Origin of the sequence: Bradyrhizobium ganzhouense (assembly GCF_049949285.1) — a bacterium.
Classification (GTDB): domain Bacteria; phylum Pseudomonadota; class Alphaproteobacteria; order Rhizobiales; family Xanthobacteraceae; genus Bradyrhizobium; species Bradyrhizobium ganzhouense.
Genome location: NZ_CP181318.1, coordinates 6,995,675 through 7,008,949, shown reverse-complemented (window position 1 = coordinate 7,008,949; position 13,275 = coordinate 6,995,675). Strand labels below are relative to the sequence as shown.

Below are 13,275 nucleotides of genomic sequence, written 5' to 3'. Positions count from 1 at the left end.
GTCACGACGAGCTGCGCGACCATCGCGAGTGTCAGATGCCCCCTGAGTTTCATGGTCTCACACCAGCGACGTCAGTCGCGGACCCCCAAAGTCCGCTTTGTCAAATGAGTCCGGCTCCATGTGAGCTACAGACTCCCTGCGGCGGCGTCGAGGGCAATTTCCGGCAGTATCGGGGCGAGGCGCTTCTTTGGATCAACCTGCCGGCGAATCGGTCTGGCGCAGCGTCGTGACCCAGATCACACGCGCCGCCTGTTGGGTCGGATTGTCGAACATGTGCGGCACGATGCTCGGAAAACGAAAGCTGTCGCCGGCCTCGAGCACATGGGCCTGGTTGTCGAGCCACAGCCGCAGGCTGCCGGAGAGGATGTAGCCGGCCTTCTCGCCGGTGTGCTGCAGGAAGTCGGTGCCCGACGAGGCGCCGGGATTGAGCGTGAGCTCGTAGAGTTCGAGCTGGCCCTTGCCTTCCGGCGTCAGCGCTTCCTTGACGACGCCGCTGGCGGTGAGCCGCAGCAGGCGCCGGTTGTTCTTGCGCACGATGTAGCGCTGCACGTCGGCGGCGGGATCGCTGGTCTCGAAGAAGTAGGAGATGGGGACGTCGAGCGCGATGCTGAGCAGGCGCAGCGTGCGGATCGACGGCATGGCGCGCGCCCGTTCGAGCTGGCTGATCATACCGTTGGAGAGGCCGGTCTTGTTGGCGACGTCCTGGATCGAGAGACCGGCGCGCTGGCGCAGCAGCCGCACGGTCTCGCCGAGCCGCTGGTCGACCGCATCATCGGTCTCGGTCGTCGGAGCGTCCTTCGGACCGTTTGTATTGCCGCGACCATCCATGTCGCTCTCCCGTGCATGACCTCACCGCCGGAATGGCCGGCGGTGCGAAAAGGTCGCGCATCCTAGCAATCCGATTGACAGCTGTATTTAGTCATGATGAACTTTTGATCGAAAAGTTTAGAAGCACTAAAGCCCACTCCTGTCCCTTTGCCGGGGTCTGGGGGCGCGGGAGAGGTGCCGCGTGCGGGAACGGAGACAGGTCATGGCAGACAGCACCGGCAAGTTCGGCGTTGGCGGACTGCATCATCTCGGCATTCCAAATCGCCGACAATTCTTCCAGCTCGGCGCAGGCGCTGCGGCGGGATGGACGCTTTCAGGTGGCGCCTTTGCGCAGACCGAACGTCCGAGCAATCCGCCGGACAAGCCGCGCGGGCAGGTGATCGCGGCGCTGTCGCAGGAGCCGACCGTCTTTCATCCCTTGATGCCCGGCATCGAAGTCGACCAGGGCGTCTGGTGGCAGGTGTTCTCGCCGCTCTGGTTCATCGATCCCGACGGCAAGTTCGTGCCCGACCTCGCGCGTGAAGTGCCGACGGTCGAGAATGGCGGCCTGTCGGCCGACGGGCTGACCTGGAAGATCAAGCTGCGCAGCGACGTGAAATGGCACGACGGCACGGCTTTCACGGCCGAGGACGTCAAGTTCTCGCTGGATCTGATCAACAATCCCGATTTCCGTGTGCGCAACCGCGTCGGCCACAGCCTGGTCAAAGACATCACGGTCGTCGCGCCCGACGAGATCCACTGGCGAATGGACGCTCCCTATTCGCCCTACATGTCGATCCTGTCGCTCACTTTCATCGTGCCGAAGCACATCCTTGAGAAGGTGTCGGACCCGAATTCGTCGCCGTTCCACAACGCACCGGTCGGCACCGGACCATTCCGCTGGGGCGAGCGCGTGCCCGGCGACCACATTCAGTTGAATGCCTATGCCGGCTATCACGGCAAGGGACCTTACGTCGAACGCGTGGTCTTCAAGTACATCCCTGATCTCACCGTCCTCTACACCCAGTTCCGCACCGGGCAGGTCGACTACACCGGCCTGCAGGGCATTTTGCCGAACTTCGTGCAGGAGGCGAAGACGCTGAAGGCGCGCAAGATCTTCGTATCGGCGATGCCCTCGGTGGAGCACATCGCGCCGAACCTGGAATTCGGCCCCTTCGCCGACCGCACGGTGCGCGAGGCGCTCTATCTCGCCATCAACAAGCAGGCGATCATCGATGCGCTCAACTATGGCCTGCCGACGCCGACCGAAAGCTTCGTGCCGCAGCAGGCGTGGTCGTTCCAGCAGGGACTGCCGCAGCACAAATATGATCCGACCAAAGCCAACGCGCTGCTCGATGCGGCCGGCTGGGTGCGCGGCTCCGGCGGCGTGCGCGAAAAGGGTGGCGTCAAGCTCGAATTCACCAATTCGACCACGTCAGGCAACGCAGTGCGCGAGCAGACCCAGCAACTCCTGATCCAGGACTGGCGTGCGATCGGTGCGACGATGCGCGTCAACAACATGCCGGCCGCCGTGATCTGGGGCGATTTCTGGCAGCAGTCGAAATTCAACTCGGTGATCGTTGGCGTGAACTTCATGCTGGGCAGCGATCCCGATGTGACGCCGCGGTTCGGCTCCGGCGCGATCCCCGCCAAGGGTGGCCGCGGCTACAACACCTATCAGTACCAGAGCGCGGAGGCCGATCGGCTGCTCGCGCAAGGCGCAAAGCAATTCGATCTTGCGCAGCGCAAGACCACCTATGGCGATCTGCAAAAGCTGATCCGCAACGACCTCGCGATCCTGCCGCTGTTCCAGGGTTTTATTGCCGAGGGCGTGAAGGAGGGGCTGCAAGGCTTCCGCCCCAACATCAACACCTCGAGCAATTGCTGGAATATCCGCGAATGGTACTGGGCCTGATGCCTCAGGCTGGCTGGATCGCCTGAGATGGCTCGCTACGTCGCCAATCGCCTGGCGCAGGCGGTCATGCTGCTGGTGATCGTCTCTGCGATCGGCTTCGCCCTCCTGCATCTGGCGCCCGGCGGTCCGCTCTCGCAATTCGCGGCCTCCGCACAGATGACGCAGGAGGATCTCGACCGCGTCACCAAGCAGCTCGGCCTCGATCGCCCGCTGCCGATCCAGTATCTCGACTGGCTCGGCCGTATGCTCAGGGGCGACTGGGGCAAGTCCTATCGCGACGGCGAGGCGGTGCTGTCGGTGATCTCCTCGCATCTCGGCGCCACGCTAGAGCTGATGACGACAGCGACCATAGTTGCGGTGCTGCTCGGCTGCTGGATCGGCATACTCGGCGCGCTCCGGCGATATTCGCTGTTCGATTCGCTCGCCACCGTCGGCGCCATGATCGCGCTGTCGATCCCGACTTTCTGGTTCGGCCTCGTCACTATCTACGTGTTCTCGGTGACGCTCGGCTGGCTGCCGGCCGGCAACCGCGAGACCGTCGGCGACGGCTCCTTCCTCGATCTGGCGCATCACTTGATTGCGCCGGCGATGGTGCTGGCGCTGGTCGAGACCGCGATGTGGGGCCGCTTCATGCGCTCCTCGATGCTCGAGGTGATCAACCAGGATTACATCCGCACCGCGCGCGCCAAGGGCATGCCGGAATGGCGCATCCTCACGGTGCACGCCCTGCGCAATGCGCTGTTGCCGATGATCACGGTCGCCGGCCTTCAGTTTCCGACACTTCTCGGCGGCGCGCTGGTGGCGGAGACCGTGTTCACCTGGCCCGGCATGGGCCGGCTGTTCCTGGATTCCATCGGCTATCGCGACTACCCGGTGGTGATGGGCATCCTGATGTTTTCGGCGACCATGGTGCTGATCGGCTCGCTGATTGCCGACATCCTCTATGCGGTCGTCGATCCGCGCATCCGGGTGGGCTAGGCGATGGCGACTGCTGCTCTCTCCACCGCTCAACCCGCCCCCGGCCAGGCCGCGTGGCGGCGCTTCTGCCGGCACCGGCTGGCGCTTGCGGGTGCGGTGATCATCGTGGTCCTCGTCCTCGGCTCGGCGCTCGGGCCATATCTGCTGCCGTTCGACGACACCTATATCGACATCATGAAGCGGTTCGCGCCGCCGTTCTCCGGCGCGCACGTCCTCGGCACCGACGAGCTCGGGCGCGACGTGCTGGCGCGGCTGATGATGGGCGCGCGTGTCTCACTGTCGATCGGCATCGTCGCGATGGTGATGGCGATGGTGGTCGGCATCGTCGTCGGCGCCTTCGCCGGCTTCTATGGCGGTGTGGTCGGCGCCGTGCTGATGCGGCTCGTCGACGCCGTGCTGTGCTTTCCGACCATCTTCCTGCTGCTGGCGCTGGCGGCGCTCACCGAGCCCGGCCTCGTCACCACCACCGTGTTGATCGCGGCGACCGCCTGGATGTGGGTGGCGCGGGTCGTCGAGGCCCAGGTGCGATCACTGCGGGAACGCGAGTTCGCAGTTGCCGCGCTCGCCTTCGGCTCGTCGAACCTGCGGATCATGTTCCGCGAGCTCGTGCCCAATGCGGTCGCGCCGATCATGGTTGCAGCGACGCTCAACGTCGCGAAGGCCATCCTGCTGGAATCCTATCTCAGCTATCTCGGCTACGGCATCCAGCCGCCGGCCGCGAGCCTCGGCAACATGCTCAACAACGCTCAGATCTATCTCACCAGCGCGCCGTGGCTCGCGATCGCGCCGGGCGTCGCCATCACGCTGGCCGTGACGAGCTTCAACTTCCTCGGTGACGGCCTGCGCGACGCGCTCGATCCGCGAATGAACATCCCATGACGAGCCAGACCTCGACCGAACTGACCTCCAGGAGTGCACCATGTCCCCGCCGCTCAACCGTATAAACAGCGACGAACGCCTGCCGGCGCAGGTGGACGTCGTCGTCATCGGCGGCGGCGTCATCGGCGTTTCCGCGGCCTATCATCTCGCGAAGAAGGGCCTGTCCGTCGCGCTGGTCGAGAAGGGCCATGTCGGCGGCGAGCAGTCGAGCCGCAATTGGGGCTGGTGCCGCCAGCAGGGCCGCGCGCGTGAGGAAATTCCGCTGGCCCGCGAAGCGCTGCATCTGTGGGAGGATATGCAGAACGACGCCGGCGTCGATGCCGGCTTCCGCCGCACCGGCGTGCTGTTCCTGACCAAGAGCAAGGACGAGCTCGCGAGCTGGGAGCGCTGGGCGGCGGTCGCGCGCGAGATGCAGGTTCACTCGACTGTGCTGACCCCGGCCGAGGTCGCCGAGCGCATGCCGGGCAATACCGACAAATGGGTCGGCGGCCTGCACACGCCGAGCGATGGACGCGCCGAGCCGTCGATGGCCGTGCCGGCGCTGGCCACAGCTGCGCGAAAGCATGGCGTCACCATTCACCAGGGCTGCGCCGCGCGTGGATTGGAGACGACGGGCGGACGCGTCAGCGCCGTGGTCACCGAGAAGGGTACCATCCGCACGCAAGCCGTGCTGCTGTCGGGTGGCGCGTGGTCGTCGCTGTTCTGCCGCCGCCATGGCATCGAGCTGCCGATCGGCCTCGTCAACGCCACGGCATGCCGGACCACGCCGGCGCCCGAGATCACCTCCGGCGCGCTCGGCACCGATCTCTACTGCATCCGCCGCCGCCTCGACGGCGGTTTTACGCTGGCGCTGCGCAACCGCGGCACGGTGGAGCTGTCGCCGGATTTGTTCCGCTATGCGCGCACCTTCTGGCCGACCTATCTGCATCGCCGGAACGGCCTGAAGATGTCGTTCGGCAAGTCGTTCTTCGACCAGATCATGCGCGGCACCAGCTGGAGCCTTGACAAGCCGTCGCCGTTCGAGACCGAGCGCGTGCGCGATCCCGAGCCCGACATGTCGCTGGTCACTGCTGCGCTGGCCTCGCTGATCAAGGCGAATCCTGAACTGAAGGATATCGAGATCGCGGAGGCCTGGGGCGGTACCATCGACTGCACGCCGGACACGATCCCCGTGATCTCGCCGGTCGACGCGCTACCCGGCTTCTTCCTCGCGACCGGCTTTTCCGGCCATGGTTTCGGCATCGGTCCTGCGGCCGGTAAGCTCGCCGCCGACATCGTAACCGGCGCGACGCCGCTGGTCGATCCCGTCGCCTACAGCCACAAGCGCATGATCGACGGCCGGCGGCTCGCGCCGGTCAGCCCGTTCTGAGGGCGGCATGACGGTTCTCTACAAGGCCAACATGGTGCGCGGCGCGGAGTGGGCGACCTTCTTTGCCGAGCGCGCGCCTGACGTGCCGTTCCGGCTCTGGCCCGACATCGGTGATCCCGCGGATGTTCGCTATCTGGTAGCGTGGGTGCCGCCGGACGATATCGCGGCGACGTTTCCCAAGCTCGAGCTGGTCTTCTCGGTCGGCGCCGGTGTCGATCAGTTCGACACAACGAAAGTACCGGCGCACATTCCACTGGTCCGCATGCTGGAGCCCGGCATCGCCGAGACCATGGTGGAGTATGTCACCATGGCCGTGCTCGGCCTGCATCGTGATCTCCTGCATTTCATCAATCAGCAGAAGGAGCAGGTCTGGCGCGAGATCCGGATCACGCCGGCCAAACGTCGTCGTGTCGGCGTGATGGGGCTCGGCCAGCTCGGCCAAGCCGTGCTCGAACGCCTTGGGGCGTTCGGCTTTCCGCTTGCAGGGTGGAATCGTTCGCGGCGCGAGATCGAGGGCGTCACCTGTTATGCGGGCGCGAGCGCATTGCCGGAATTTCTGGCGCAGTCCGACATTCTCGTCTGCCTGCTGCCGCTGACAGACGAGACCCGCGGCATCCTCAACGCCGATTTGTTCGCGCGCCTGCCGCGCGGGGCGGGACTTGTCAATGTCGGGCGTGGCCCGCATCTCATTGAGGCCGATTTCCTCGCGGCGCTAGACAGCGGCGCGCTGTCGGGTGCGGTGCTCGACGTCACCGATCCCGAGCCGCTGCCCGCGGGCCATCCGTTCTGGAGCCATCCGCGCATCCTGCTGACGCCGCACAATGCCAGCATGACGAGCCCGGACACGGCCGTCGATTTCGTGCTCGACGTCATCGCACGTCATCGCCGCGGCGAAGAGTTGCCGGGGCTTGTCGACCGTGCGCGTGGCTACTAGGGCAATCATATGAGCAGCGGCGCAGCCAAATCCGATCACGCGATTGCCGCAGCAACGGCGCCCGTGCTGTCGGTTGCGGGCCTCACCACGTCCTTCCTGCGCGAGCGGCAATGGATCCCGGTCGTTCGCAACGTCTTGTTCGAGATCGCGCCCCGCGAAACCGTCGCGATCGTCGGCGAGTCCGGTTCGGGCAAGAGCGTCACCGCGCTCTCGATCATGCGGCTCATTCCCGGGGAGAGCGGCCGCAGCGAGGGCCGCATCATGCTTTCCGGCCGCGATCTGCTGACGCTGCCCGAAGCGAGCATGAAGGACATCCGCGGCAACGATGTCGCGATGATCTTCCAGGAGCCGATGACGAGCCTCAATCCGGTGCTCACCATCGGCTTCCAGATCGCGGAAGCGCTGATCCAGCATCGCGGCCTGTCGCGTGCCGCGGCGGAAGCCGAGACCATCCGTCTGCTCGATCGTGTCCGTATCCCTGCAGCGAAATCGCGCTTCCACGAGCATCCGCATCGTTTCTCCGGCGGCATGCGCCAGCGCGTGATGATCGCGATGGCGCTGGCCTGCAAACCGAAGCTTCTGATCGCAGACGAGCCGACCACGGCGCTCGATGTCACAATCCAGGCGCAGATCCTGGAGCTGCTGAAGGAACTTCAGCAGGAGGAGGGGATGTCGATCCTCTTCATCACCCACGACATGGGCGTAGTCGCCGAGATCGCCGATCGTACCGTGGTGATGTATGGCGGGCAGGCGGTGGAGACCGACACGACGTCGCGCATCTTCGCCGTTCCCTCGCATCCCTATACGCGCGCACTGCTCGCGGCCGTGCCGCGGCTCGGCTCGATGGACGGCCGGACGCGGCCGATGCGCTTTCCGATCGTCGACAAGGTGACGGGCACCTCGGACGAGCCGGCGGAGACGCCCGACACGGTGTCGAGCGCGGAGCGTCCGCTGCTTGAGGTGTCAAATCTCACCACGCGCTTTCCGATCCGCTCGGGCCTGTTCGGCAAGGTCTCGGGCCGCGTCCACGCGGTCGAGAACATCTCCTTCACCTTGCGCGCCGGCGAGACGCTGGCGCTGGTCGGCGAATCCGGCTGCGGCAAGTCGACCACGGGCCGCTCGATCCTCAAGCTGATCGAGCCCGACGCCGGCACGGTCCTGATCGACGGTCAGGACGTGCTCGCCATGAATGGCCGCACTCTGCGCGATTTCCGCAAGCACATGCAGATCGTGTTTCAGGATCCGTTCGCGAGCCTCAATCCGCGCATGTCAGTGGGAACGGCGATCGCAGCCCCGCTGCTGGCCAATGGCCTTGCGACAGCATCACAGGCGCGCGAGAAGGTCGCCGATCTCCTCGTGCGCGTCGGCCTCACCGCCGACATGGCCACGCGCTTTCCGCACGAATTCTCCGGCGGCCAGCGCCAGCGCATCTGCATCGCGCGCGCGCTCGCGCTCGGACCGAAGCTGATCGTCGCGGACGAAGCGGTCTCCGCGCTCGACGTTTCGGTCAAGGCGCAGGTTGTCAATCTGATGCTCGACCTCCAGGCCAGCATGGGGCTCGCCTATCTCTTCATTTCCCACGACATCGCGGTGGTCGAGCGGATGAGCCATCGCGTCGCGGTGATGTATCTCGGCGAGATCGTCGAGATCGGCCCGCGCGCTGCTGTGTTCGGCAACCCGCAGCATCCCTACACCAAGAAGCTGATGGCCGCCGTTCCCGTGCCCGATCCCGCGCGCCGCGGCACCAGGCGCGAGGTCGCCAACGACGAAATCAGAAGCCCGGTGCGCGCGCCCGACTATCAGCCGCCTGCGCGGCAATATCGCGAAGTCTCGCCCGGCCACGTCGTGCAGGTATGGGGCGAGGAGTGGTCGGTCTGACTGCGAGCTTCGCACGTCCTCCGGAGATTGTGACCGGATGGAGCGACGGAGAACAGCGGTCTGTGAACCGCTTCATAGTGCATCCGTCACGTTTTGAACTACCACTCCCGCAAGAAATTGCCGCACCCGGCGCTCGCTGACAGACACGGGTGAGTTGCAATGTCTGCGCAGCCGCGTGCTCGCAGCTTTGGCTTGGCTCTCGCCTTGGCGAGCAAGTCAGCCCCATCACTCAGCACAGATCTTTCTGAAACTGGAATCCAGGGCATCGAGAACCGCGTCCCGGCAGATTCTATTCGGGGTAGGCCAAATAGGCTGCCAATTACTCAGAAGGAGCCCCCCATGAAGATAAGCAGCACAATTTCCAGCGCATTTTCCCTCACACGCTACGTGGGTGGTCTTCGGATCGCCCGTTCCAGTCTGATCAAGTCGGCCCACATTCTTGAAAGAATCGGGCTGGCGGCCGTAGGAGCCTCTTGCGGCCTCTATGTGGGGGCGACCCTGTTGCGTCAGAAAGACGGACTGTTTGAAAGCGGCTGGATCGTGCTGATAACGATGCTGTACGGCGCTCTCAGCTATTATGTTGGAATTGACCTGTCCGGCAACGTCGCACGGCGGCCGAAGTCGAGCATCTCGGAAGAATGGAACGGTTCCGAGCCGGCTGAAATCATGAGTGCGGCCGGAACGTTCGGCGCGGCCATAGCCGCAACTCTTTCCGTCAGCATTCTCGTCCTTGATCAAAATCTATCCAACGCCCTGACAGGCTTTGTTGCCGGCTGCTGGGCGGTTGGTTCTTCGCTTCAGGTTGCGGCGGGCACGATGGCTCGCAGCCACGAAGCGCCGATGAACGAGCAATGAAGGACAACGTCTCCTTGGCATTGTATGTGAGCACAAGGCGCAGTGTCGGCCGGCTTCAGATCTGGAGTGAGACGTCACGACTCATCGCAACCTCTGCCATCCAACGCTGCGTGCCTGCGATGTTTGGTAGCACAGCCGTTCGCATCGGGTCGTGTCCCGACCGAAGCGTCATCGGTAACGAGTAACCTAATTTTCGGAAAGCAAAGACGTGCCATCACGGTGGCGTTGGGATATTGTTTCGGCGCGGCCGTGGTCCAAGAGTCTGCTAATCGCCAGCCATAAGATGGGTGAGCCATGCAGATTGCGGAGTGGCTCGAGAAGCTGGGGCTTGGGCAATACGCAGAGCGTTTTGCCCAAAATGGGATCGACGTTGGCGTCCTCCCCGAGCTGATGGATGAGGACTTTGACAAGCTCGGAGTCCTGCTCGGTCATCGCCGCAAAATGCTGCGTGCCATTGCCGACCTCGATCCGGCCGCATTGATCGCATCGCCGGCTCCTGCTCATGACGCCGAGCGGCGCCATCTCACCATCATGTTCTGCGATCTGGTCGGCTCGACTGCGCTCTCGGCGCGTCTCGATCCCGAGGATATGTGGGAAGTGATCCGGACCTACCGCGCCGCATGCGCGCGCGTCGTTGCCGCTTATGACGGCAGGATAGTCAGGTTCGTCGGTGATGGAATACTGGTCTATTTCGGCTATCCGCGAGCCCATGAAGACGACGCGGAGCGCGCAGTGCGCACCGGCCTCGACATTATCTCCGCAATTCGCCAGCTCGAAACAGGCGCCGGCGAACGGGTTGAGCTGCGGATCGCAATTGCGACCGGGCTTGTGGTGGTCGGCGATCTCATCAGTGGAGATGCGTCAGAGGAGAACGCGACCATCGGCGATACGCCAAACCTCGCTGCTCGGCTTCAGAGCCTTGCCGAGCCGGGGGTGGTCGTCGTTGCGTCATCGACCCGCCGGCTGCTTGGGGATCTCTTCACCTTTCGCAATCTCGGCCGCCGCGAAGTCAAGGGGATAGGCGAGCCCATCGCGGTGTGGGCGGTGGAAGGAGCGACCGCATCCGAGAGCCGCTTCGAGGCGGTCCGTGCCGCGCGATCGATCGGCTTTGTCGGCCGCAAGGATGAGATCGAATTCATTCTCTCGCGCCAGCGGGAGGCATGGCAGGGCCAGGGCCAGATCGTATTGATTTCCGGCGAAGCAGGCATCGGCAAGTCGCGCATCGTCGCAACGCTGTCCGAAAGTCCCTCGTTGGGGACGCACCGTCGGGTCCGATACCAGTGTTCGCCTTACCATACAAACAGCGCGCTTCATCCGTTCGTCGCGCAGCTCGAGCGCGCCGCAGGAATCCGCGCGCACGACACGCCAGAACAAAAGCTCGACAAGCTCGAGGCAATGCTTGCGCTTGGAACCCGGCAGGTCGCCCGAGCAACACCGCTCATTGCGGCTCTGCTTTCGATTCCTACCGGCGATCATTGCGCGCCCCTTGGCTTGAGCCCGGCGCAGCAAAGGCGTCAGACATTTGCCGTCCTTCTCGATCAGCTTGAGGGATTGGCGCGAGATCAGCCTCTGCTGATTATTTGCGAGGATTTGCATTGGGCCGACGCCACGACCCTGGAGCTGTTTGACCTCGCGGTCGATCGGATCAGGGCGCTTCCGATACTCGTGCTCATGACATCCCGGCCGGAGTTCGAGCCGTCCTGGTCGGGCCTTGCCAATGTCGGCCTGTTGCGGCTCGACCGGCTGGATCGGCAGGACACGCGAGCGCTCGTCGAACAGGTGGTTGTCGGTCGCCAGCTGCCACGCGAGATGATGAAGCAGATCATCGACAAGACGGATGGCGTCCCGCTATTCGTCGAGGAGTTGACCAAGATGGTGCTGGAGTCCGGCCTGCTCATCGAGGATGCCGGGCGCTATCGCCTGAATAGTCCGCTGCCGCCGCTTGCTATCCCCGCCACGCTGCAGGATTCGCTGATGGCGCGGCTCGACCGGCTCGCTCCAGTCAAGGAAGTGGCGCAGATTGGCGCCGCAATCGGCCGCGACTTCTCATACGCGCTGCTGAAGTGCGTGGCGGGACGCGATGATCTGACGCTGAGCGCTGCGCTGGAACAACTTGAAGAGGCAGAACTGCTGCTGCGCCGCGGGGCTCCGCCCGACGCAAACTATAGTTTCAAGCACGCCCTTGTTCAGGAAGCGGCCTACGAAAGTCTGCTCAAGAGCAAACGGCAGCTGCTTCACACGAGAATTGGCGAGGTGCTGCGTGAGAAGTTTCCACTCATCGCCGAGACCGAACCGGAAGTCCTCGCGCATCACTTCACTGAAGCGGGGCTGAGCGAGGTCGCCCTCGGATGGTGGCGCAAGGCGGGCCAGCAGGCGCTGAAACGCTCTGCCTATTCCGAGGCGGTCGCGCATCTCGGCAAGGCCGTTGCGACCGCCGACGAACTGGCCGATGATCCCCGCCGGATGATGACGAGGCTGCATCTTCAAATCTCCTATGGCCGCGCACTCAGGGGCAGCCTCGGGCACAGCGCCCCCGAAACGATCGCGGCATGGACGCGTGCGCGCCAGTTCGCCGCCGACATCGATGATCCCGTTGAACTCGCGCCCGTTCATTCGGGACTCTTCAACGCCTGCCTGACGCACGGCGAACTCGCTCCGATGCAGGAGCTGGTGGACGCCGTCAGGAGCGCCGCTGACCGACGGCCGGACTCCCCGGTGGCCGCCGTCGTTGCCCATTGGACGGGCGGCGTTACCTGCTGGTTCGCAGGCGATTACGTGAATGCGCGAACGCATCTTGAGCAGGCGCTGGCCATCTATGGTGCCGAACCGGATCCCGCGACGTTCAGAGCGTCGGCGCTGGATCTGCCGTTCGTAATCATGAGATTTCTTGCCCTGGTGCTCTGGCCGCTCGGTATCACCGCTCGCGCGCGCAAGCTCGCCGCCGAAGCGGTGGGTGCTCCGGGGGAGTCACGGGCGCTTTCCCGCGCCAATGCGCTGGTTCATCGCGCCGTGTTCGATGGGGTATGCGGCGGCATGTTGCAGCAAACGGAGACGATCCTGGCGCTCGGTCTCGCGCGCGACCACACGATGCCGCTGTATGTGGCCGCGGGCACCTACCTGAATGGCCTGGCCAAGTGGCGTGCCGGCGACCGCATGGCCGGACTGGCGGACATGCGCCACGGCTGGACTTTGCTGCGCGAGAACGATTGTTACCTCTGCGAACCATTTTGGGGGATGCATGTCGCCGTGGCGAATGCAGAGGTGGGCGAGGTCGGAACGGGGCTGGATATCCTGGACGACGTGATCGCCCGGACCGCACTGTCCGGCCAGCATTGGCTTGATGCCGAGCTGCATCGTGTCCGCGGAAGACTTTTGTCGCGCCATGGATCTTCGGACGAATCCAGAGCCGAAGTCGACCTCAAGCGAGCGATCGAAATCGCGCGACACCAGCAGACGAAGACCTTTGAGCTGCGCGGTGCCCTTGGACTTGCCCGCCTGCACAAGGCAAATGGCCGAGCAGATGCGGTATCCGAAGTGCTCGCGCCCGTGCTCGCTGAATTCGATGCGCAGCGTGGTCTTCCTGAGTTCGTGGAAGCGAAAGAGCTGCTCACGCAAGAGCATTAGGCACGCGCTGTTTCCTCGCGGGCCGTCTTGGCTGCA

The 13,275-nt window shown here is 64.4% G+C and carries 9 protein-coding genes; 8 read left to right on the top strand and 1 reads right to left on the bottom strand.

Annotation, left to right across the window (positions count from 1 at the left end; genetic code table 11):
* Positions 1-192 precede the first annotated feature (192 nt).
* On the bottom strand, positions 193-828 hold the full coding sequence (locus ACLFLU_RS32535; protein WP_426408802.1) for a cupin domain-containing protein: 636 nt from the start codon (positions 826-828) through the stop codon (positions 193-195).
* Between the two features lie 202 nt (positions 829-1,030).
* On the opposite strand from ACLFLU_RS32535, the gene ACLFLU_RS32530 reads away from it, so the two are divergent.
* From ACLFLU_RS32530 to ACLFLU_RS32495, 8 genes are all read left to right on the top strand, one after another.
* Positions 1,031-2,722 carry a peptide ABC transporter substrate-binding protein gene (locus ACLFLU_RS32530; RefSeq protein WP_426408801.1) on the top strand — a complete coding sequence of 564 codons (1,692 nt, stop codon included), beginning with the start codon at positions 1,031-1,033 and terminating at the stop codon, positions 2,720-2,722.
* Between the two features lie 27 nt (positions 2,723-2,749).
* Positions 2,750-3,700 carry an ABC transporter permease gene (locus ACLFLU_RS32525; protein WP_426408800.1) on the top strand — a complete coding sequence of 317 codons (951 nt, stop codon included), beginning with the start codon at positions 2,750-2,752 and terminating at the stop codon, positions 3,698-3,700.
* Positions 3,701-3,703: 3 nt separating this feature from the next.
* Positions 3,704-4,579, top strand: a complete 876-nt coding sequence (locus ACLFLU_RS32520) for an ABC transporter permease (RefSeq protein ID WP_426408799.1) — start codon at positions 3,704-3,706, stop codon at positions 4,577-4,579.
* 40 nt (positions 4,580-4,619) lie between these two features.
* Entirely contained in the window at positions 4,620-5,948 is a 1,329-nt protein-coding gene (locus ACLFLU_RS32515) for an NAD(P)/FAD-dependent oxidoreductase (protein ID WP_426408798.1), read from the top strand.
* A gap of 7 nt (positions 5,949-5,955) precedes the next feature.
* Positions 5,956-6,882: a 2-hydroxyacid dehydrogenase gene (locus ACLFLU_RS32510; protein WP_426408797.1), complete on the top strand. Its 927-nt coding sequence runs from the start codon at positions 5,956-5,958 to the stop codon at positions 6,880-6,882.
* A 9-nt stretch (positions 6,883-6,891) separates the two neighbouring features.
* Positions 6,892-8,760, top strand: a complete 1,869-nt coding sequence (locus tag ACLFLU_RS32505) for a dipeptide ABC transporter ATP-binding protein (RefSeq protein WP_426408796.1) — start codon at positions 6,892-6,894, stop codon at positions 8,758-8,760.
* A 339-nt stretch (positions 8,761-9,099) separates the two neighbouring features.
* Entirely contained in the window at positions 9,100-9,615 is a 516-nt protein-coding gene (locus ACLFLU_RS32500) for a hypothetical protein (protein ID WP_426408795.1), read from the top strand.
* A 294-nt stretch (positions 9,616-9,909) separates the two neighbouring features.
* Positions 9,910-13,239 (top strand): adenylate/guanylate cyclase domain-containing protein, encoded by a 3,330-nt coding sequence (locus tag ACLFLU_RS32495; protein WP_426408794.1) that lies wholly within the window; start codon positions 9,910-9,912, stop codon positions 13,237-13,239.
* Positions 13,240-13,275 lie beyond the last annotated feature (36 nt).

What these genes read in the sequence shown, in the direction of transcription:
- ACLFLU_RS32520 (WP_426408799.1), top strand. Translation starts at nt 3,704, where the DNA reads ATGGCGACTGCTGCTCTCTCCACCGCTCAACCCGCCCCCGGCCAGGCC.
- ACLFLU_RS32510 (WP_426408797.1), top strand. Translation starts at nt 5,956, where the DNA reads ATGACGGTTCTCTACAAGGCCAACATGGTGCGCGGCGCGGAGTGGGCG.
- ACLFLU_RS32525 (WP_426408800.1), top strand. Translation starts at nt 2,750, where the DNA reads ATGGCTCGCTACGTCGCCAATCGCCTGGCGCAGGCGGTCATGCTGCTG.
- ACLFLU_RS32515 (WP_426408798.1), top strand. Translation starts at nt 4,620, where the DNA reads ATGTCCCCGCCGCTCAACCGTATAAACAGCGACGAACGCCTGCCGGCG.
- ACLFLU_RS32505 (WP_426408796.1), top strand. Translation starts at nt 6,892, where the DNA reads ATGAGCAGCGGCGCAGCCAAATCCGATCACGCGATTGCCGCAGCAACG.
- ACLFLU_RS32535 (WP_426408802.1), bottom strand. Translation starts at nt 828, where the DNA reads ATGGATGGTCGCGGCAATACAAACGGTCCGAAGGACGCTCCGACGACC.
- ACLFLU_RS32530 (WP_426408801.1), top strand. Translation starts at nt 1,031, where the DNA reads ATGGCAGACAGCACCGGCAAGTTCGGCGTTGGCGGACTGCATCATCTC.
- ACLFLU_RS32500 (WP_426408795.1), top strand. Translation starts at nt 9,100, where the DNA reads ATGAAGATAAGCAGCACAATTTCCAGCGCATTTTCCCTCACACGCTAC.
- ACLFLU_RS32495 (WP_426408794.1), top strand. Translation starts at nt 9,910, where the DNA reads ATGCAGATTGCGGAGTGGCTCGAGAAGCTGGGGCTTGGGCAATACGCA.